The organism is Streptomyces malachitofuscus (assembly GCF_055571035.1).
In genome coordinates, this window is sequence record NZ_JBVIGA010000040.1 from 25,550 (window position 1) to 45,566 (window position 20,017).

The 20,017-nt window shown below is 73.0% G+C and carries 15 protein-coding genes; 6 read left to right on the top strand and 9 right to left on the bottom strand.

Features of this window, described 5'->3' with window-relative positions:
• Window positions 1-154 precede the first annotated feature (154 nt).
• On the bottom strand, window positions 155-1,402 hold the full coding sequence (locus tag ACZ44S_RS36545) for a L,D-transpeptidase (protein WP_466937224.1): 1,248 nt from the start codon (window positions 1,400-1,402) through the stop codon (window positions 155-157).
• Window positions 1,403-1,550: 148 nt separating this feature from the next.
• Window positions 1,551-2,777 (bottom strand): L,D-transpeptidase, encoded by a 1,227-nt coding sequence (locus tag ACZ44S_RS36550; RefSeq protein WP_466937226.1) that lies wholly within the window; start codon window positions 2,775-2,777, stop codon window positions 1,551-1,553.
• A gap of 187 nt (window positions 2,778-2,964) precedes the next feature.
• Here ACZ44S_RS36550 and glgX point away from each other — a divergent pair, with 187 nt between their 5' ends.
• Window positions 2,965-5,217, top strand: coding sequence for a glycogen debranching protein GlgX (glgX, locus tag ACZ44S_RS36555; protein WP_466937228.1), 2,253 nt, complete (start codon window positions 2,965-2,967; stop codon window positions 5,215-5,217).
• 13 nt (window positions 5,218-5,230) lie between these two features.
• On the opposite strand, the gene ACZ44S_RS36560 is transcribed toward glgX, so the two are convergent.
• From ACZ44S_RS36560 to ACZ44S_RS36575, 4 genes are read right to left on the bottom strand one after another with little or no spacing between them, the layout of a single operon-like run.
• Entirely contained in the window at window positions 5,231-5,908 is a 678-nt protein-coding gene (locus ACZ44S_RS36560) for a response regulator (protein WP_466937230.1), read from the bottom strand.
• Entirely contained in the window at window positions 5,898-7,151 is a 1,254-nt protein-coding gene (locus ACZ44S_RS36565) for a sensor histidine kinase (RefSeq protein WP_466937268.1), read from the bottom strand. Before ACZ44S_RS36565 ends, ACZ44S_RS36560 begins: the two co-directional genes overlap by 11 nt.
• A gap of 40 nt (window positions 7,152-7,191) precedes the next feature.
• Window positions 7,192-7,941 carry an ABC transporter permease gene (locus ACZ44S_RS36570; protein WP_466937270.1) on the bottom strand — a complete coding sequence of 250 codons (750 nt, stop codon included), beginning with the start codon at window positions 7,939-7,941 and terminating at the stop codon, window positions 7,192-7,194.
• Window positions 7,942-7,961: 20 nt separating this feature from the next.
• The gene (locus ACZ44S_RS36575) at window positions 7,962-8,864 is read right to left on the bottom strand and encodes an ABC transporter ATP-binding protein (protein WP_466937232.1); all 903 of its coding nucleotides are present in this window, start codon (window positions 8,862-8,864) and stop codon (window positions 7,962-7,964) included.
• A 197-nt stretch (window positions 8,865-9,061) separates the two neighbouring features.
• Here ACZ44S_RS36575 and ACZ44S_RS36580 point away from each other — a divergent pair, with 197 nt between their 5' ends.
• The 4 genes from ACZ44S_RS36580 to ACZ44S_RS36595 are packed head-to-tail and all read left to right on the top strand — an operon-like array spanning window position 9,062 to window position 16,310.
• Entirely contained in the window at window positions 9,062-10,939 is a 1,878-nt protein-coding gene (locus ACZ44S_RS36580) for an ABC transporter ATP-binding protein (RefSeq protein WP_466937234.1), read from the top strand.
• Window positions 10,936-12,786, top strand: a complete 1,851-nt coding sequence (locus tag ACZ44S_RS36585) for an ABC transporter ATP-binding protein (protein ID WP_466937236.1) — start codon at window positions 10,936-10,938, stop codon at window positions 12,784-12,786. The genes ACZ44S_RS36580 and ACZ44S_RS36585 overlap by 4 nt, the downstream gene beginning before the upstream one ends.
• A 33-nt stretch (window positions 12,787-12,819) precedes the next feature.
• The gene (locus tag ACZ44S_RS36590) at window positions 12,820-14,529 is read left to right on the top strand and encodes an ABC transporter transmembrane domain-containing protein (RefSeq protein ID WP_466937238.1); all 1,710 of its coding nucleotides are present in this window, start codon (window positions 12,820-12,822) and stop codon (window positions 14,527-14,529) included.
• Window positions 14,526-16,310 carry an ABC transporter ATP-binding protein gene (locus tag ACZ44S_RS36595; protein ID WP_466937240.1) on the top strand — a complete coding sequence of 595 codons (1,785 nt, stop codon included), beginning with the start codon at window positions 14,526-14,528 and terminating at the stop codon, window positions 16,308-16,310. Before ACZ44S_RS36590 ends, ACZ44S_RS36595 begins: the two co-directional genes overlap by 4 nt.
• Here the strand turns inward: ACZ44S_RS36595 and ACZ44S_RS36600 are convergent.
• Genes ACZ44S_RS36600 through ACZ44S_RS36610 form a run of 3 tightly spaced genes read right to left on the bottom strand, consistent with a single transcriptional unit; the run spans window position 16,300 to window position 19,009 of the window.
• Window positions 16,300-16,842, bottom strand: a complete 543-nt coding sequence (locus tag ACZ44S_RS36600; protein ID WP_466937242.1) for a GerMN domain-containing protein — start codon at window positions 16,840-16,842, stop codon at window positions 16,300-16,302. The two genes, ACZ44S_RS36595 and ACZ44S_RS36600, sit on opposite strands and share 11 nt — an antisense overlap.
• The gene (locus tag ACZ44S_RS36605) at window positions 16,839-18,311 is read right to left on the bottom strand and encodes a sensor histidine kinase (RefSeq protein ID WP_466937244.1); all 1,473 of its coding nucleotides are present in this window, start codon (window positions 18,309-18,311) and stop codon (window positions 16,839-16,841) included. The genes ACZ44S_RS36600 and ACZ44S_RS36605 overlap by 4 nt, the downstream gene beginning before the upstream one ends.
• A complete protein-coding gene (locus tag ACZ44S_RS36610) occupies window positions 18,311-19,009 on the bottom strand; it encodes a response regulator (RefSeq protein ID WP_466937246.1) in 699 nt (232 codons plus the stop codon). The genes ACZ44S_RS36605 and ACZ44S_RS36610 overlap by 1 nt, the downstream gene beginning before the upstream one ends.
• A gap of 144 nt (window positions 19,010-19,153) precedes the next feature.
• Here ACZ44S_RS36610 and ACZ44S_RS36615 point away from each other — a divergent pair, with 144 nt between their 5' ends.
• Window positions 19,154-19,975, top strand: a complete 822-nt coding sequence (locus ACZ44S_RS36615) for an SGNH/GDSL hydrolase family protein (RefSeq protein WP_466937248.1) — start codon at window positions 19,154-19,156, stop codon at window positions 19,973-19,975.
• Window positions 19,976-20,017: the final 42 nt, after the last annotated feature.

The following is a 20,017-nucleotide window of genomic DNA, read 5'->3' on the forward strand; positions in this document are numbered from 1 at the left end:
CGAGGCCCTGACGCCCGCGCAGTGTCTCGTCAGGAGCGGCGAGCGCCTGTCACGGGCCGGTTCGGCGGGACCCGGGCGACTGACGCACCGGGCGGGGGCGTATGCCGGAACAGCCCCGTGCCGGGTGGGACCGGGCGCGGGGCTGTTCGTGTGCCTACTTCTTCCAGTCCTCCCAGGACATGTTCCAGCCGTTGAGGCCGTTGTCCGGGGCGACGGTGGCGTCGTTGGAGTTCTTGACGACCACCACGTCGCCGATCATGGAGTTCTCGAAGAACCAGGCGCCCGGCGCCTGCTTGTCCCAGCCTCCGCGCACGTCGCGCAGGCCGATGCAGCCGTGGCTGGCGTTGTAGTTGCCGAAGGCGCCGCCGCCCCAGTAGTTGCCGTGCAGGAAGGTGCCGGAGGTGGTCAGGCGCATGGCGTGCGGGACGTCCTTGATGTCGTACTCGCCGCCGTAGCCGACCGTCTCGCCGTTCATCCGGGTCACCTTCAGGCGCTCGCTGATCACCATCTCGCCGTTCCAGGTCTCCATGCCGGCCTTGCCGGTGGTGACGGGGATGGTCTTGATGACCTTGCCGTCCCGCTCGACCTTCATGGTGAGCTTCTTGGCGTCGACGACGGAGACCTGCTTGCGGCCGATGGTGAAGGAGACGGTCTTGTCCTGCTCGCCGTAGACGCCCTCGCGGCCCTCGACGCCGTCGAGGTTGAGGTCGACGGTGACCTTGGTGCCGGCCTTCCAGTACTTCTCGGGGCGGAAGTCGAGGCGGTCGTTGCCGAACCAGTGGCCCTCGACCTCGACGGCCGGCTCGGTGGTGATGCGGATGGCATTCTCTACGTCCTCGGGGTTGGTGATGCCCCGGGTGAAGCGCAGCGAGAACGGCATGCCGACGCCGACCTTGGAGCCGTCCTCGGGGGTGAAGGTTCCGATGAAGGTGTTCTTCGGCGTCAGGGTGGTGAAGCTGGAGTCCTCGGCGGCGGTGCGGCCCTCGGAGTCCTTGGCGACCGCGTGCACCGTGTACTTGGTGGAGGCGGCCAGGTGGGTGGACGGCGTCCAGGTGGCGCCGTCCGCGGATATCTCACCCTCGATCCTGTCGCCGTCGGGGTCCTTGACGACGACCTCGGTCAGCTTGCCCTTGTCGGCCTCGATCTTCAGGGCGCCGGTGGTCCTGACGGACTTGGCGCCGTCCTCGGGCGCGATGCCGATCACGGCCTCCGACTGCTTGCTCTGCGCCGCGCCGGAGTCCTTGCCCTTGCCCTTGCCGTCCCCCGAGCCGGATCCCGGATCCGACCCTCCGCCGCCGCAGGCGGTGACGGCCAGCATCACACCGAGCGCCAGCGCCGCGAGCTTCCTGCCGCGCCGTCCGCGCACGCCAACCGAAGCCCCGGATATCGGCCCCACGTTCACTTGTTTCTCCCCTCGGCGGGTCCGGCCGGACCCGCGCCCCCGCGCCCCTCGCGCACACGAGGGATGGTAACCACAGGCCAGAGGCGTTCGAGGCGGCGGAATTGTCACCGTTCCGTTCCAACTTCAACGGCCCGCCCGAGGGTTCGGGTCAGCGCTGCTTCACCGCGCCGCCCGCCTTCCATTCCTTCCAGTTCATGTTCCAGCCGCCGAGGCCGTTGTCCGGCGCCACCTTCTTGTCCTTGCTGTTGACGACCTCGACGACGTCACCGATGAGGCTGCGGTCGAAGAACCAGCCCGCCGGGGTGTCCGCGCCGCCGCCCTTCACGTCGCGCAGGCCGACGCAGCCGTGGCTGACGTTGCTGTCGCCGAAGACATCGGGCTCGGCCCAGTAGTTGCCGTGCAGGAACGTGCCGGAGCTGGTCAGGCGGATGGCGTGCGGGACGTCGGGGATGTCGTACTCGCCGCCGAAGCCGACCGTGCGGCTGTTCATTCGGGTCACCTCGAGCATCTCGGTGATCACCATCTTGCCGTTGTACGTGGGTGTCTTCCGCGCTCCCGCCGTGATGGGCACGGTGGTCAGCAGTTCCCCGTCCCGCCGTACCCGCATGGTGTGGGCGGCGGCGTCGACGACCGACACCTGGCTGCGGCCGACGGTGAAGGTGAAGGTGCGGTGCTGAAGGCCGTAGACGCCGGGTGCTCCCTCGACGTCGCGCAGGTTCAGGTCGACGGTGACCTTGGTGCCCGGCTTCCAGTAGCGCTCGGGGCGGAAGTCCAGGCGCGTGTCGCCGAACCAGTGCGGACGGATCTCGACGGCCGGGCGGGCGGTGACGCGGACGGCGCGCTCGACGGCCGCCCGGTGGGCGATCTTCCGGTTGAACTCCAGGGAGACGATCATGCCGGTGCCGACGGTGGAGCGGTCCTCGGGCGCCACGTAGCCGATGAAGCGTTCCTCCGGGACAAAGGTGGTGAACGTGGTGTGCCGGGCGGAGCGGCGGCCCTCGCCGTCCACGGCCACCGCGTCGACGGTGTACTTCGCGGCGAGCGCCAGCCGGTCGTCGTCGGGCTTCCAGGTCAGCCCGTCGGCGGAGATGCGGCCCGGGACCGGCGACTCCCGCGCGTCCTGGGACGCGACGACCTTCACCGACTCCAGCCGCCCGTCCGGTACCCGCACCCGCAGCCTGGAGTCGGGGCGTACGTCCTTGCTGCCGTCCGCAGGCGCCACCCGGATGACGTCCCCGCGGCCCGGGGGCCCGAAGGCCCCCTCGACGGGTCCGTCCGCGGTACACCCGGCGGCTCCGGTCAGCAGTCCTGCCCATGTCAGTACGACGGCCAGTGCGGCCCTCGCGCGCCGTGCGCGCCCTTGTACGTGCCTCACGCGGTACCCAACGACGGGCCTCGCCTCAGGGAAACGACCATGCCGCCCCCCGGGGAAACGTGAGTGCGAGGCGCGCTCTGGGCAGAACAGTGGGAGGACGACGCGCCGGGGAGCCACGGCCGAGCCGCTGAACGGGCCGTACACCCCTGTCCGCCGCCGTCCCCCACGAGCCGCGGGAGGCTGACAGGTGTCCAGCGCAGCCGAGCAGGAGGCGGTGGCCGGAGAGCGGGCCACCGGGGACGGGCGCCCGGCCGCCGTCGTGAACGGCGCGCGGCCGGCGCCGCCCGTGCCCACGGTGCCCGTGCGGCCGGGCCGGGCGACGCCGCTGGGCGCCCGGTTCCGGGTGGGCCCGGACGGGGTGGCGGGGACCAACTTCGCGTTGTGGGCGGGCGGCGCGGAGGGCGTCGAGCTGTGTCTGTTCGACGAGCGCGGCAAGGAGAGCAGGGCCCGGCTCACCGAGCTGACGCACGGGATCTGGCACGGTTTCGTCCCGGGTGTGCGCCCCGGGCAGCGCTACGGCTACCGGGTGCACGGCCGCTGGGACCCGTGGACCGGCGCCCGCTGGAACCCGGCGAAGCTGCTGCTGGACCCGTACGCCCGCGCGGTGGACGGTGACTTCCGGCTGCCGGCAGAGGTGTACGGGCACGTCCGGGACTGGCCGGAGCAGCATGTCGCGGACACCGTGCGCGACGACCGTGACTCCGCGCCGTACGTCCCCAAGGGTGTGGTCGTCCACGATGACGACGACTGGGCGGACGACCGCCGGCCGAAAACCCCGTGGGCGGACTCGGTGATCTACGAGCTGCATGTCAAGGGGTTCACGCAGCGGCATCCCGGCATCCCCGAGGAGCTGCGCGGTACGTACGCGGGGCTGGCGCACCCCGCCGCGGTCGAGCATCTGACCCGGCTCGGGGTGACAGCCGTGGAGCTGCTGCCGGTGCACCAGTTCGCCCACGAGGACCATCTGCTGCGCCGGGGGCTGCGCAACTACTGGGGCTACAACTCCATCGGCTACTTCGCCCCGCACGCCGGCTACGCGGCCTCCGGGACGACGGGGCAGCAGGTCGGCGAGTTCAAGCGGATGGTGCGGGCCCTGCACGCGTCCGGGATCGAGGTGATCCTCGACGTGGTCTACAACCACACGGCGGAGGCGGGCGAGCTGGGCCCCACCCTGTCCCTGAAGGGCGTCGACAACCGCGGCTACTACCGCCTCCAGCCGGACGCCCGCCGCTACGCCGACTACACCGGCTGCGGCAACACGCTGCACGTCGTCCAGCCGCACGTGCTGCGGCTGATCACGGACTCGCTGCGCTACTGGGTGACGGAGATGGGCGTCGACGGCTTCCGCTTCGACCTGGCGGCGGCGCTGGCCCGCTCGATGCACGACGTCGACATGCTGTCGCCGTTCCTCGCGGTGATCGCGCAGGACCCGGTGCTGCGCCGGGTGAAGCTGATCGCCGAACCGTGGGACGTCGGCTCCGGCGGCTATCAGGTGGGGGCGTTCCCGCCGCTGTGGACGGAGTGGAACGACCGGTACCGCGACACCGTCCGGGACTTCTGGCGGCACGCGCTGCCCGACGTCCGGGAGATGGGCTACCGGCTGTCCGGGTCGAGCGACCTGTACGCCTGGGGCGGGCGGCGGCCGTACGCCTCGGTCAACTTCGTCACCGCGCACGACGGTTTCACCCTGCGGGACCTGGTGTCGTACGACCGCAAGCACAACGAGGCCAACGGCGAGGGCAACCGCGACGGCTCGGACGACAACCGGTCGTGGAACTGCGGCGCGGAGGGAGAGACGCAGGACGAGGACGTCCAGGCCCTGCGGCGGCGGCAGCTGCGGAACCTGCTGACCACGTTGCTGCTGTCGACGGGCGTGCCGATGCTGGTCGCCGGCGACGAGATGGGCCGCACCCAGCGCGGCAACAACAACGCCTACTGCCAGGACAACGAGATCGGCTGGGTGGACTGGAGCCTGCTGGACGACCCCCGGTGGCGGCCCCTGTTCGAGCTGACCTCCCGTCTGATCGCCCTGCGCCACCGCCACCCGGTGCTGCGCCGCCGTTCCTTCTTCTCCGGCCGGGCGCACTCCGCGGACGGACTGCGCGACCTGGCCTGGTTCACCCCGCAGGGCACGGAGATGACCGAGGGCGACTGGTACGCGCCGGCCGCCACGCTCGGCATGTACCTCTCCGGCCGCGACATCCCGGGACGCGACGAGCAGGGGGCGCCGATCCTCGACGACAGCTTCCTGGCCGTTCTGCACGCGGGTGAGGAGCCGGTGGAGTTCGCGCTTCCGGGGACGCCGTGGGCGCGACGGTACGAGGTGGTCGTCGACACCGCGCGGGAGGAGCAGGAGGGGGCTCCGGGTGTGGAGCACCGCGCGGGGACAAGGATCACGGTGCCGGAGCGGTCGGTGCTGCTGCTGCGGGTGCGGCCCTGACCGGTGGCACCGGTCAGCCGAGGATGCCCCGGTCGTACCCCACCGCCACCGCGGCCGCGCGGTCCTTGGCGCCGAGCTTGCCGAAGATGTGGGTGAGGTGCGTCTTCACGGTCGCCTCGCTGATGAACAGTTCGCGGGCGATCTCGCGGTTGCTCGTGCCCTTGGCGACCAGGGCCAGTACCTCGCGTTCGCGGGCGGAGAGCGGCTCGTTGCCGGGGGCCGTTGGCGTGCGCACGGCGGAGACCAGGCGGGAGGCGACGGCCGGGGAGAGCACCGTACGGCCCTGGGCCGCGGCGCGGACGGCGGTGAACAGCTCCTCGCGCGGGGCGTCCTTGAGCAGATAGCCGGTGGCACCCGCCTCGATCGCGGGGAGCGTGTCGGAATCGGTGTCGTACGTGGTCAGCACCAGCACCCGCGCGCGGGCGCCCCGGCGGGACAGTTCTCGGATGGCGTCCACCCCGCCGCCGCCCGGCATCCGCAGGTCCATGAGGATCACGTCGGGGTCCAGGGCGACGGCCCGTGCCAGCGCCTCGACGCCGTCGGCGGCCTCGCCGAGGACGCGGAACCCGGACGCGGAGTCGAACATGCCGCGCAGGCCGTCCCGTACGACGGGGTGGTCGTCGACGACGAGGAGGGAGATGACGGCGTCGTCATGGGTCACGGCGTCGTGGGCCGGGGCGTCATGGGTCATGGCGAACCAACGGTACGCGAGCCGAGACCGCCGTGCCGCCCCCGGGTTCGGACTCGATCGTGAGCGCCCCGGCGACGCGTTCGGCGCGGGCCCGCATGCCGTCGAGGCCGAATCCGCCGGCGCCGGTGCGGGCGGGAACGGCCGTCGGGTCGAAGCCCCGGCCGTCGTCCCGGATGTCGAGGGTGACCTCGTCCCCCATGTAGGACAGGGTGACGCCGACCCGGGTGGCGACGGCGTGCCGGGCGGCGTTGGACAGGGCCTCCTGGACGATGCGCAGCAGGGTGGCCGCCACCTCGTCGTGCAGCGGCTCGGCGGTGCCGGTGACGGTGAAACCGGCCCGCACCTCCGTGCGTTCGCCCCAGGCCGCGACGGTCTTCGTCAGCGCGTCCGGCAGTCCGTCGTCGGCGAGCGCGGCCGGGGACAGGTTGTGCACGGAGCGGCGGGCCTCGCCGAGGCTGTCTCGGGCGAGGGCGAGGGCCCGGTCCATGTGGGTGCGGCCCAGCACCGGGTCCGGGGTGTTCGCCGCGACCTGGAGCTGCGCGATGATGCCGGTCAGGCCCTGGGCGAGGGTGTCGTGGATCTCGGCGGCCAGCCGACGGCGCTCGTCGGCGACGCCGGCCTCCCGGGCCTGGACGAGGAGTTGGGCGTGCAGGGCGGCGTTCTCGTCGAGGGCCTGCTGCAACGCCGTGTTGGTGCGCTCCAGTTCGGCGATGGTCTCCAGCCTCGCCCGGCCGCGGGCCTCCTCCAGGTCGGCGAAGTGGGCGAAGAGGAGGACCAGGGCGCTGTTCACGGCGAGGAGGGTGCCGAAGAGCACCCAGCCCAGCTTGCTGCCCGGCGGCAGCCCGCCCGACTGGGACCCGGCCATGGTCACGGCCGTGGCGAGCAGACCGGCCTTGCACAGACGGCGCGGAAGCAGGCGCTCGGTGCCGAAGTAGCCGAGAACGGCGTAGAAGGCGAACAGCGGGTTCAGCCAAGTGAGCACGAACCCGAACGTCCAGCGCAGGGCGTAGTGCACGGCTCCGGCCCCGGACGGCCCGGGACGGGCGCGCACCACCCTGCCCCAGCGCAGTTCCAGGACGGCGGCTGCGACGATCAGCGCACCGCAGACCCACCCTTCGCCGGTGCTCATACCGAACGTGTCGGCGGTCGCCCACGCGATCAGCGTGCTCATGAACAGCAGTCCGTACGGCCCCCAGCGGTCGAACACCGCCCACCGGTCGTCGAGCGCCGTCGTCTCCGTCATGGCGTCATTGTCGGTCACGTCCGCCACCCGCTCCTCGCCCTCATTCCCAGCGGAACCAGCGCGACGCCGCGGCCGTGAGCAGCACCGTCCAGCCCGCCAGTACCCCGAGACGGCTCCAGCCCGGCCAGTCGCCCGCTGCGGCCTCGTTCAGCGCCTGGGCCGCGGCGCCGAACGGTGTCCAGCCCACGATGCCGGCCAGCACGTCCGGCATGGCCTCGACCGGCAGCCACACGCCCGCGCAGAACATCGCGGGGAAGAGCGCGGTCGACCCGACGGCGGTGGCGATCTTCGCGGTGCGCGACAGGGCGGCGACCAGAGCGCCCAGGGCGAGGGAGCCGAGCAGGGCGAGCAGCAGGGCGACGAGGTAGCCGAGCGGCTGTTCGGGCAGCGCCACGTCGAAGGCGAGCCGGCCGGCCGCGAGGGTGACCAGGGCGGAGAGCAGCGAGGCGCAGCCGAGCACCAGCATCTGCGCGGTGAGCAGGGCGGCGGGACGCACCGGGGTGGTGAACATCCGGCGCAGGATGCCGGTCTCCCGGTAGCCGGTGAGGGTCGGCGGCATGCCCTGGAGCCCGCCGACGATCAGTCCGAGGAGGACCGCCACCGGCACATAGGCGTCGACCGGGCGCAGCCCGCCGAGGTGGGGGTCGGGCTCACGGAAGGACGGAAGGGAACCGAGGATCACCAGCAGCAGGGTCGGGAAGAGCAGGATCCAGAAGATGCTGCCGGGTTCGCGGCGGAAGAGGCGGACCTCGGTCCGCAGGACGGCGGTGTCGAGGATGCCGGTGTTCATGCCGGTGTTCATGCCGGTGTTCATGCCGTGGTCTCCGTGAGGTCCAGGAAGGCGTCGTCCAGCGTGGCGTCGGTGACGCGCAGCTGATGGGCCGTGACGCGGGCGCGGGCGAGCAGGGTGATGACGGCGTTGACCGTCTCGTCGGTGCCGGACAGCGTGACGCGGCCGTCCTTGTGCTGGACCGAGGCGAGCCCGGGCAGCGCAGCGAGGTCGTGGTCGTCCAGCGGGGCGGACGGGCTGAAGCCGATGACCGTGGCGCCGGCCGAGCGCCGGATCAGCCCGGCCGGGGTGTCCAGCGCGGCGACCCGCCCCTTGTCGATCACCGCGACGCGGTCGCAGAGGCGCTGCGCCTCCTCCATGAAGTGGGTGACGAGAAGGACGGTGACGCCCCCGGCGCGGATGTCCTCGATGAGTTCCCAGGTGTCGCGCCGGGCACGCGGGTCGAGGCCCGTGGTCAGCTCGTCCAGCACCACGACCCGGGGGGTGCCGATCAGGGCGAGCGCGATGAACAGGCGCTGCTTCTGGCCACCGGACAGCTTGGCGAACCGGGTGGTCAGCTTCGGTGCCAGTCCGAGCCGTTCGGCGAGCGGACGCCAGTCGGCGGGGTACGGATGGAAGGAGGCGTACAGCTCCAGGGCCTCGCGGACGGTGAGCTTGGGCTGGAGCGCGCTCTGCTGGAGCTGGGCGCCGAGGACGCGGGCGACCTCCTCGTGGTCGGCGACGGGGTCGAGGCCGGTCACGCGGACACGGCCCGCGTCGGGGACGCGCAGGCCCTCGACACACTCCACGGTGGTGGTCTTGCCGGCGCCGTTCGGGCCGAGGATCCCGAAGATCTCTCCCTCCTCGACGGTGAAGGAGACACCGTCGACGGCCGCACGGCCTCCGTAGGACTTGCGCAGATCGGTGACGTCGATGACGGACATGGCTTCAGCGTCGCCGCGTGGGGGGCACCGGCACATCGGCCGGTGCGCTCGGACCGGCATCGGCCGATCGGTTGATACGGGAGTACGACCTCGGCCGGCGGGCCGGGTGTCCGCGCAGGTCGTAGGACCAGCGGACGAGTGCGGTCCGGCCAAAACTCGGTGGGCAGTGTCAGTCGCAATCCGTAGGCTCGCTGCTGATGCCCACGACACCTCCTCCCCCGGAACCCCGCTCCGCCGTGCGCACGTTGCTGCGGCTGTGGCCGTATGTGCGGCCCGTGCGGGCGCGGTTGTTCACCGCCGCGTTCATCGCGATCCTCGCCTCCTGCATCGGGCTGGTCATCCCCCTCGTCCTGAAGTGGATGGTGGACGGCCCGGTCGCCGACCGGGACCCGGCGGGGGTGTGGCTGGGCGCGCTGTACCTGCTGCTGCTCGGGCTCGCGGAAGCGCTGCTGTTCGGGTTCCGGCGGTGGCTGGTGGCCCGTCCGCTGTCGCATGTCGAGGCGGAGATGCGCGCGGATCTGTATCGGCACCTGCAGCGGTTGCCGGTCGCCTTCCACGACCGGTGGCCCTCGGGGCAGTTGCTGTCGCGGGCCACCACGGACCTGATGCTGCTGCGCATGTTCCTGGCGTTTCCGCTGACGTTCCTGCTGGTCAACGGGGTGACCATCCTGGTGGGCGTGATCATCATGCTGGTGCAGGACTGGACGCTGGGGCTGGTCATCCTGATCCCGGCCGTGCCGGTGCTGATCACGTGCGTGGTGTTCGAGAAGCGCTACTCCGGTGCGGCGCGACGGGCGCAGGACCAGGTGGGCGATCTGACGACGGTCGTCGAGGAGAGTGTGCTCGGCATCCGGATCATCAAGGGGTTCGGACGGCACCGCAGTCAGGCGCGGGCGTTCCGGGAGCTGTCGGGCAGGCTGCGGGGGACGGAGCTGCACAAGGCGCGGCTGCTGGCGACGATCCTGGGCGTCATCGTGACGCTGCCGGAGCTGGCGATCGGGGCGGCGCTGGTGCTGGGGGCAGTGCAGGTGGCGGACGGGTCGCTGTCCGCGGGGACGTTGGTGGCGTTCCTGTCCACGGCGCTGGCGCTGCGGTGGCCGGTGGACTCGATCGGGTTCCTGCTGGCGATGAGCCAGGAGGCGGCGACGGCGACGGAGCGGTACTTCGAGGTGATGGACGCGGAACCGGAGTCGGGGGTGCGCGGGGGCGGGAGCGCAGCCGAGCGCTTGCGGGGTGCCGCCGCGCCCACCCTCCCCCACTCTCGGCTCCGCTCGAGCGGGGGGACCCCCATCGCCCTGGGGAAGGCACGACCGCCCGCAGTGACGCAAGGCTTGGTGTTCGAGAACGTCAGCTTCCGTTATCCGGACGCGCCGGCCGATTCCCCGCCCGTGCTGGACCGGATCGACCTGCACATCCGCCCCGGCGAATCCCTCGCGCTCGTCGGGGCCACCGGGAGTGGGAAGACGACGCTCACCGCGCTGGTGCCGCGGCTGCACGAGGTGACCTCCGGGCGGATCACCCTGGACGGGACCGACATCGCGGAGGTGTCCCGGGAGGAGCTGCGCTCCCGGGTCGCCGTCGCCTTCGAGGAGCCCACGCTGTTCTCGGCGAGCGTCGGCGAGAACGTGCTGATGGGCGGCGGGGCCGGAGCGGACGACCTGGGCCGGGCGCTCGCCGTCGCCCAGGCCGACTTCGCGCACGCGCTGCCGCAGGGTGTGGACACCCAGGTCGGTGAGCAGGGCCTCAGCCTCTCCGGCGGCCAGCGTCAGCGCCTCGCGCTGGCCCGTGCCGTGGTCGGACGCCCCGACTTCCTGGTCCTGGACGACCCCCTGTCCGCGCTCGACGTGCACACGGAGGCCGCGGTGGAGGCCGCCCTGCGCCGGGTGCTCGCGGACACCACCGCCCTCATCGTGGCGCACCGCCCCTCCACGGTCCTCCTCGCCGACCGCGTCGCCCTGCTCTCCGGCGGCCGGATCACCGCGGTCGGCACGCACCACGAACTGCTGCGCAGCAACCCCGAGTACGCCCACCTCATGTCCGGCGACCCGGCGGGAGAACAGGAGTACCAGCGATGACGGCGGCCACCACCGCACCGGTCCGGGACGAGGACGACGACCGGGCACCGCAGTCCGGCGACCCCTTCGACCAGGACCGGCTGCCCACTCCCCCGGGCGCCACCGGCACGCTGCTGCGTTCCCTGCTCGCGCCGATGCGGGGCAGGGTCGCCGTCACCGCGCTGTTGCTGCTGCTCCAGCAGGCCGCGGTGCAGGCCGGCCCGCTGCTGGTGGCGTACGCGATCGACCGGGCCGTGCCCGCGTTCCGCGGCGACGACAACGGGCCGCTGATCGCGGTGGCGGTGGGCTATCTGCTGTGCGCGGTGGCGGCCGGGGCGCTGCAGTACGCGTTCGTCACCGCGTCCGCCCGGGTCAGCCAGGACGTCCTGCTCGATCTGCGCGGCCGTATCTTCCGCCACGCACAGGAGCTCAGCGTCGACTTCCACGAGCGTTACACCTCGGGCCGGCTCATCTCCCGCTCCACCACGGACGTCGAGTCGCTGCGTGAGCTGCTGGAGGAGGGGCTGCAGGAGCTGGTGATGGTCATCCTGTCGGCCGTCTACATCTCGGTGCTGCTGCTCTGGCTGGATCTGGGCCTGGGTGCCGTGGCGGTGGCGTCCTTCGTTCCGCTGTATCTGCTCGTCCGGTCCTACCGGCGGCGGGCGGCGCAGGTGTACCGGAAACGGTCGACGGCCATCGCCGCGGTGATCGTGAAGTTCGTCGAGACGATGAACGGCATCCGGCCGGTGCGCGCCTTCCGCCGGGAGGCCGCGAACGACGCCGACTTCGCGGTGCTGAACCGGCGGCACGAGCGGACCAACGGCGACGCGCTGCTGGAGATGGCCCGCTATGTGGTCGGCTCGCGGGTCACCGCGAACATCACGGTGGCGCTGATCGTGCTGTGGGGCGCCTACCGGGTGGCGGACGGGTCGCTGGAACTCGGCGTGCTGGCGGCGGCGGTGCTGTACCTGCGACGGCTGTACGACCCGATCGACCGGCTCGGCATGTTCCTCAACTCCTACCAGTCGGCGGCAGCCTCGCTGGAGAAGATCGCCGGCCTGCTGGCGCAGACCCCCTCGGTGCCGGAGCCGGCCTCTCCCCGGAAGCTCCCCGAGCGGCGCTCCGGGCTTCCTGGCCGCGAAGTCGTCTTCGACGACGTTCGTTTCGCCTACCGCACCGGCGGCGAGGTGCTCCCCCGCTTCGACCTCACCCTCCCGGCCGGACAGACCGTCGCGGTCGTCGGCTCGACCGGCGCGGGCAAGTCGACGCTGGCCAAGCTGCTCGCCCGGTTCTACGACCCCACCGACGGCCGGGTGCTGCTCGACGGCGTGGACCTGCGCGACCTGCCGGGACGCGGGCTGCGGCGCGAAGTGGTGATGGTGACGCAGGAGGCGTTCCTGTTCTCCGGGACGGTCGCGGAGAACATCGCCCTGGGCCGGCCGGACGCCACCCGCGCGGAGATCGAGCAGGCGGCGAAGGAGATCGGCGCGCACGACTTCATCGCCGCCCTGCCCGACGGCTACGACACCGACGTCCGCAAGCGCGGCGGCCGCATCTCGGCCGGCCAGCGCCAACTGGTCTCCTTCGCCCGGGCGTTGCTGGCCGACCCGGCCGTCCTCATCCTGGACGAGGCGACCAGCTCCCTGGACGTCCCCGGCGAACGGGCGGTGCAGCGCGCGATGGCGACGGTGCTGAAGGGGCGTACGGCGGTGGTGATCGCCCACCGCCTGTCGACCGTCGAGATCGCGGACCGGGTGCTGGTCATGGAGCGGGGGCGGATCGTGGAGGACGGCAGCCCGTCCGAACTCATCGACCGCACCGGCAGGTTCGCCGACCTGCACCGGGCGTGGCGGGACAGTCTGGCGTAGCGGCGAGGGCGGGGTACGGGGGAGTGTGAGCGCATGATCGACGCGTACGAGGATCCCGGCACGCCCGACTGCCGGGGCGGGGCCCGGTATCTGTGGTGGCTCGTGCGGCGGCAGCCGGGGCGGTGCGCGGCGGGGGCCGTGTTCGGCACTGCGTGGATGGTGCTGCTGGCGGCGACGCCCTATCTGATGGCGCGGGCGGTGGACGACGGGCTGGCGCCCGGTGACATGGGGGCGCTGGCGCTGTGGACCGGTGTCCTGTTCGTGGTGCACGCGTTCAACGCCTGGCTGAGCATCATGCGGCACCGCACGATGACGCGGGTGCGGATGGACGCCAACTTCCGCACGGTGAAGGTGGTGGTCGGCCAGACGGTGCGCCTGGGTGCCTCGCTGGAGCGGCGGACCGGGGCCGGGGAGGTCGTCACCATCGGTGTGGGCGACGTGCAGGTGATCGCCCAGTCGCTCACGGCCGTCGGGCCGGGGATCGGCGCGGTCGTGGCGTACGCGGTGGTGGCGGGGCTGCTGCTGTCGGTGTCGCCGCTGCTGGCGGTGGTGGTGCTGCTCGGGGTGCCGGTGATCGGCCTGGTCGTCGGGCCGCTGGCGGGGCGCTTGCGGGGGACCGAGACGGAGTACCGGGAACGCCAGGGTGTGCTGACGGCGCGGATCGGTGATCTCGCGGGCGGGCTGCGGGTGCTGAGCGGCCTCGGCGGAAAGAGCCTGGTCTCCGAGGCGTTCCGCCGGGACTCGGGGCGGCTGCGGGAGCAGGGGTACCGGGTGGGGGCGGTGACCAGCTGGATCCAGGCGCTCGCCGCGGGGCTGCCGACGCTGTTCCTCGCGGGGGTGACCTGGATCGCGGCACGGCTGGCCGCGCAGGGCGGGATCACGGTGGGCGAGCTGGTGTCGGTGTACGGCTATGTGGCCGTACTGGTGTGGCCGGTGATGTTCCTCATCGAGTGCGGATACCAGCTGAGCCGCGGTGTGGTGGCCGGGCGGCGGGTCGCGGCGCTGCTGCGGCTGGAGCCGCCGGCCGACGCCGCCACCGCCGACCCGCCGGCCGAGCCCTCCGCGCTGGAGGACCCGGAGTCCGGGGTGCGGGTGCTGCCGGGCCGGCTGACCGCGCTCGCCGCCACGCGTCCCGCCGACGCGCTCGCCGTGGTCGACCGCCTCGGCCGGTACACGCCCTCGGCGGCCACCTGGGGCGGGGTCCGGCTGGACGGGATCGCGCTCGCCCGGGTGCGGGAGCGGATCCTGGTCGCCGATCCCGAGGCCGACCTGTTCACCGGTCCGCTGCGGGAGGTGGTGGCCGGGCGCGGGGATCCGTCCGACGAGGAGGTGCTGCGCGCGCTGCACGCGGCCGCCGCCGACGACGTCGTGCAGGGGCTGCCCGACGGGCTCGCCTCGACCGTTTCCGCTCAGGGCCGCAGCCTCTCCGGCGGGCAGCGGCAACGGGTGCGGTGGGCGCGGGCGTTGCTGGCCGACCCGGAGGTGCTGCTGGCGGTGGAGCCGACCTCGGCGCTCGACGCGCACACCGAGGCCACGGTCGCCGACCGGCTGCGCGAGGCCCGCGGGGGCCGTACGACGCTGCTGGTCACCACCTCACCGCTGGTGCTCGCGCGGGCCGACGAGGTGGTCTTCCTGGTCGACGGGAAGGTCGCCGCGAGCGGCAGTCACCAGGGACTTCTCGACCACGAACCGGGCTACCGGGACCTGGTGGCCCGGGACACCGAAGAGGAGGCCGTGCGATGAGCGGGGAGCGTCTGCCCCTCGCCGGGCCCGCCGATGTGCGCCGGGCGGCCGTGGGGCTGGTGCGGGCGGACCGGCGGGCCTTCGCCGGGGTGCTGGCGCTGAACGGGCTGGCGGCCGTGGCGGGGCTGGCCGGGCCCTGGCTGCTGGGGCGGATCATCGACGAGGTGCGCGACGGGGGCGGCGTGGCGGCGGTGGACCGGCTGGCGCCGGTCATCATGCTGTGCGCCGTCACGCAGTTGCTGCTGTCCCGCTGGGCCCGGTACGTGGGACACCGTTTCGGGGAGCGGACGCTGGCCCGGGTGCGGGAGCGGTTCGTGGACCGGGCGCTGGCGCTGCCCTCGTCGGTGGTGGAGCGGGCCGGTACGGGTGATCTGACGGCGCGGGGCACGGGGGACGTCACCACCGTGGGCACGACCCTGCGGGACGTGGGCCCCGCGCTGCTGGTCAACGCCGTGCAGTCGCTGTTCGTCATGGCCGCGGTGCTCGTGGTGGATCCGCTGCTGGGTGCGCTGGGGCTGCTCGGGCTGACGCCGATCTGGCTGGTGCTGCGCTGGTATCTGCGCCGGGCCCGCGACGCCTACCTCGCCGAGGGGGCGGCCAACTCGGACGTGGCGGAGATCGTCGCGGCGACGGCGGCGGGGGCCCGCACGGTGGAGGCGTTCGGGCTGGAGGAACGGCGCGTGCGGGCCTCCCGGGACGCGCTGGAGACCTCCCGGCGCACCCGGTTCCACACCCTGTTCCTGCGCTCGGTGTTCTTCCCGCTGGTCGAGGTGTCGTACATCGTGCCGGTGGCCGGGGTGCTGCTGTTCGGCGGGTGGCTGCACGGGCAGGGCATGGTGAGTCTCGGGGCGGTGGTGGCGACCTCCCTGTATCTGCTGCAGCTGACCGGGCCGCTGGACGAGGTGCTGATGCGGCTGGAGCAGTTGCAGGCCGGCGGCGCGTCCTTCGCCCGGGTGGAGGGCCTGGCGCGGGCGCCGCGCGCGGCGGAGCGGACGGACGCTCCGGATCCGGCCGGCGACCGCATCGACGTGACCGGGGTGCGCTACGCCTACGAGGGGGGCGTCGACGTGCTGCGCGGAGTCGACCTGACCGTGACACCGGGTGAGCGGCTGGCGATGGTGGGGCCGTCCGGTGCGGGCAAGACCACGCTGAGCCGGCTCATGGCGGGCGTGGACGCGCCGACCGCGGGGACGGTGACCGTGGGCGGGGTGCCGGTGGCCGGTCTCGACCCGGAGCGGCTGCGGCGGCAGGTGGTGCTGGTGACCCAGGAGCACCATGTGTTCCTCGGCTCGGTCCGTGACAATCTGCGGATCGCCGAACCGGCCGCAGCCGACGAGGAGTTGTGGGCGGCGCTGGCCGTGGTCGGCGCCGACGCGTGGGTGCGGGAGCTGCCGGAGGGGCTGGACACCGGGCTGGGCGAGGGCGGCCACGCCACCGACGGTTCGCAGGCGCAGCAACTGGCGCTGGCGCGGGTGGTGCTGGCCGATCCGCACACGCTGATCCTCGACGAGGCCACCGCGCAGCTCGATCCGACGACCGCCCGGCACACCGAGCGGGCGCTGGCCGCCGTCCTGGAGGGCCGTACGGTCATCGCCGTCGCGCACCGGCTGCACACCGCGCACGACGCGGACCGGGTGGCCGTCATGGAGGACGGCCGGCTCACCGAACTCGGCACGCACGACGAACTGGTGGCGGCCGACGGCGTGTACGCGTCGCTGTGGCACTCCTGGCACGGCGACCGCCCTTCCGGCCCGTCCGGGGGTTCCCCCCTCAGCGCATGACCGGCACCGCGTCGCCCTGGGGCCCGCACCGGACGGTCCAGGGCGTCCGGGACCGCGTGAGGTCCTCGTGGATGCGGATGTCGACCTCGGTGGCCGCCCGGCCGCCGGGAACCTCGGCGTGCGCGGCGGTGCAGGCGAGCTGGCTGATCGCCGTCACGTCCAGCTCGCCCGTGCCGACCGCGCCGGGGACGACGAGGTCGACCGCCCCGGTCGTCGCGGTGGCGGTGAGCAGTTCCTCCATGGGCGGCACCTCACTGGTCAGGCCCCGTTCCTTCTCGGCCGGGGTGGGGCCCTGCAGAAGGAGGTCGAGGGCCTGTTGCGGGGTGAGGGGCCGCTCGGCGGGCCGGGTGACGGCGCGGATGCCGTGAGGCCCGGTGAAGTAGAGGCGTACCGAGCGGTCCTCGGCACCGGGCCGCTGGATTCCCGACGCGGGCGCGCCCGCCCGCTCGGGGCCGGAGGGGCCGATGCCGCAGCCGGTGGCGGCGACGGCGAGGAGCGCGGCGAGCAGGGCGCCTCGGGTACGGGATGTCACGGCTGCTCCCGCGGGGTGCCGGCGAGGGGAAGGGTGAGGGTGAACACGGCTCCTGCGCCGGGGGCGTTGGCCGCGGTGAGCGTGCCGCCGTGCAGGACGGCGTTCTCGTACGCGAGGGCGAGGCCGAGGCCGCTGCCCTCGGAGCGGGTGCGGGCGGTGTCGGCCTTGTAGAAGCGTTCGAAGACGTGCGGGAGCGACTCCTCGGGGATGCCCGGGCCGTGATCGGTGACGGTGAGCCGGGCCCGGTCGTGCCCGGCGCGGGCCGAGACGGTGACCGGCGGCCGTCCGTGGCGCAGCGCGTTGCCGACCAGGTTGGCCAGGACGACGTCGATGCGCCGGGGGTCGACGCGTACCGGGACCGGCTCGTGGAGCAGGGCGGTGACGCGCTCGTCGCCGGTCCAGCCGCGCACCTGGAGGGTCTTGGCGACGACGGTGCGCAGGTCCACGTCCTCCAGGTGGACCTGGGCGGCTCCGGCGTCGAAGCGGGAGACCTCCATCAGGTCCTCGACCAGCCGGGCCAGGGTGCGCGTCTCCGCGCTGATGAGGCGGACGGCGTCGGCGGTGTCGGGCGGCAGCACGCCCGACGCGGCGTCCTCGTCGAGCACTTCGGTGACGGCGGACATGGCGGCCAGCGGCGTGCGCAGTTCGTGGGCGACGTCGGCGGCGAACCGGCGCGCCTGTGCCTCCATGCGGCGCAGATCGGCGTCGTCCTTCTCGAGGGTGCCTGCCATGGTGTTGAAGGAGCGGGTGAGGGCGGCGAGTTCGTCGTGGCCGTCGGCGTCGAGGCGGGTGCCGAGCTCCCCCGCGGTGATGCGTTCGGCGCCGTGGCGCAGGCGCCGTACGGGGCGCAGCACGCTGCGGGCCGCGAGCAGGGCCGGTACGAGGGCGAGCAGCAGCGCGGCGAGCGCGCCGGCCTGGGCGGCGGTGACCAGGGCGCCGACGTCCGTCTCGTCGTCGTCGAGCGGGAAGGCCACATAAGCCGTCAGCCCGGAGAGCCGGTCCGCGGCGTCGGTGGTGCCGGAGGCGTCCGCGTAGGCGACGGGCATGCCGAGGGCCAGCCAGGGGCGGCCGCCGTGTTCGACGTACTGGTAGGTCGCCGACCCGTCGTCCTCCACGGCGCGGCGGAGCGCGTCGGGCACCGGCGGGGTGCCTTCGGCGCGCGGGACCAGGGGACCGTCCCGGTATGCGGCGGCCGCGTGCCAGTCCCGGCTCCCGCCCGCCCGGTCGAGCTGGCTCGTCAGGTCCCGCAGGTCCTCGGTGGCGGGTGGGAGGGCCAGTTCGGGGGCGAGGGAGTCGAGCTGGGTACGCAGGTCGGCGACGGCGGCGTTCCGGGTGCGCTCCAGGATCGCGGAGCGGGCCTGCTGGAAGGTGAGGCCCGCGGTGAGCAGGGCGCCGAACGCGGCGGCGAGCAGGAAGGCGATGACGAACCTGGTCCGCAGGCCCTGGGGGAGGCGGAGCCGGAGGGCCATCACACGGGCCCGAAGCGGTAGCCGAAGCCGCGCACGGTCTGCACGTACACCGGATTGCGGGGCTCGTCCTCGATCTTGGCGCGCAGCCGCATCACACAGGCGTCGACGAGGCGGACGTCGCCGTAGTACGAGTGCTCCCAGACCTGTTCCAGGAGTTGCCGGCGGGAGTAGACCTGGCCGGGGGTGGCCGTGAGGAACAGCAGCAGTTTGAGTTCGGAGGGCGCGAGCGCCAGTTCGGTGCCGCGCTTGGCGACGACCAGGGAGGCGCGGTCCACGGTGATGCCGCCGTGCTGTTCCGGCCCTCCCGGGGCGGGTGCCGCCTGGTCGTCCTGGGCGGGCGCGACCCGGCGCAGGACGGCCTTCATCCGGGCGGCGAGAATCTCCGGGCCGGCCGGTTTGACGATGTAGTCGTCGGCGCCGGCCTCCAGTCCGACGATCACATCGATCTCGTCGCCGCGCGCGGAGAGGATGATGACGGGGAGCTGCTGGTTCTCCCGGATCCTGCGGCACACCTCCAGGCCGCTCATCCGGGGCAGCATCAGGTCGAGCAGGACCAGGTCGGGCCGGCGGCGTTGCAGCGCCAGCAGTCCCGTCTCGCCGCTGCCGGCGACCTCCACCTCGTGCCCCCGGCGTCTCAGTGCGAGGGTCACTCCCTTCTGCACGGCGGGGTCGTCTTCGATGAGCAGGACTCGGACCATGGGTGGTGCGCTCTTCTCCGGCGGGGCTGCGGGGTTGTCGGTTCGTGACCAGGATGACGGCAGCGTATGACGCCCGTTTCCGCGTCGTATGAGGAAACGATGACAGGCGTTCCGGGCGGCGCGGGCGTCGTCTGTGCTCGAGGCATGAACTTCGAGAACCTTCCCCTCCCCCGCCGTACCGCCCGACTCGCCCTGGTGTCGGCGGCGGCGCTGATCGCGCTGACCGCCTGCCAGGACGCGGGGGACTCGGCTGCGGGCGCGTCCGGCGGCGCCACCACGTCCGTCGCCGGATCCGACGCCCGGGACGACGGCGAGATGAGCGACACGAAGCCGCAGCGGCTGCTGTGGATGGGCGACTCCATCAGTGAGGCGCAGGTACCGGCCGTGGGCGCGGCCATGGAGGCCGCCGGCGTGGAGTTCGAGTCGATGGCCTCCACCGGCGGCGGCGGAGTGGTCGGCGAGATCGCCGAACCCACCTGGAAGGCCCTGCCGAAAACCCTGAAGTCCTTCCGGCCGGACGTCGTCGCCTACCAGATCACCACCTACGACTGGGGCACGCCCGACGAGCAGCGCGCCGCCTACACCCGGCTGGCGGAGGCCGTGGCCGACGCGGGCGCCGAGCTGCTCCTGGTGTCGGCGCCCCCGTTCGAGGTGGACGACTTCTACACGCCGCACGAGGCCGAGATCAAGGCCGCGCCGGGGTCCGCGAAGGCCGTCGCGGACGGGCGTTCCGACTCGGTCCGCTTCCTCGACTCCGCCTCCCTGTGGGGCACCGACAGCGGTGCGGCCATGGCTCAGCGCAGCAAGGACGGCATCCACTCCTGTCAGCAGGGGTCGGCCGCCTTCGCCCAGTGGTTCGGCAAGGAGCTCCACAGGCTCTACGGCTTCGCCCCGGCGCAGGCGGAGAAGTGGGCCACCGGGTCCTGGACCGGCGAGAAGGTCTTCAGCCGACTCGGCTGTGCGTGACACACGACACGACACGACCGCTTCGGCCCCACCCCCTGGAGA

Excerpts from the sequence above, each read along its gene's own strand:
- ACZ44S_RS36580 (WP_466937234.1), top strand. The coding sequence starts at position 9,062 with ATGCCCACGACACCTCCTCCCCCGGAACCCCGCTCCGCCGTGCGCACG.
- ACZ44S_RS36615 (WP_466937248.1), top strand. The coding sequence starts at position 19,154 with ATGAACTTCGAGAACCTTCCCCTCCCCCGCCGTACCGCCCGACTCGCC.
- ACZ44S_RS36560 (WP_466937230.1), bottom strand. The coding sequence starts at position 5,908 with ATGACCCATGACGCCCCGGCCCACGACGCCGTGACCCATGACGACGCC.
- ACZ44S_RS36610 (WP_466937246.1), bottom strand. The coding sequence starts at position 19,009 with ATGGTCCGAGTCCTGCTCATCGAAGACGACCCCGCCGTGCAGAAGGGA.
- ACZ44S_RS36605 (WP_466937244.1), bottom strand. The coding sequence starts at position 18,311 with ATGGCCCTCCGGCTCCGCCTCCCCCAGGGCCTGCGGACCAGGTTCGTC.
- ACZ44S_RS36565 (WP_466937268.1), bottom strand. The coding sequence starts at position 7,151 with ATGACGGAGACGACGGCGCTCGACGACCGGTGGGCGGTGTTCGACCGC.
- ACZ44S_RS36570 (WP_466937270.1), bottom strand. The coding sequence starts at position 7,941 with ATGAACACCGGCATCCTCGACACCGCCGTCCTGCGGACCGAGGTCCGC.
- ACZ44S_RS36585 (WP_466937236.1), top strand. The coding sequence starts at position 10,936 with ATGACGGCGGCCACCACCGCACCGGTCCGGGACGAGGACGACGACCGG.
- ACZ44S_RS36590 (WP_466937238.1), top strand. The coding sequence starts at position 12,820 with ATGATCGACGCGTACGAGGATCCCGGCACGCCCGACTGCCGGGGCGGG.
- ACZ44S_RS36595 (WP_466937240.1), top strand. The coding sequence starts at position 14,526 with ATGAGCGGGGAGCGTCTGCCCCTCGCCGGGCCCGCCGATGTGCGCCGG.
- ACZ44S_RS36575 (WP_466937232.1), bottom strand. The coding sequence starts at position 8,864 with ATGTCCGTCATCGACGTCACCGATCTGCGCAAGTCCTACGGAGGCCGT.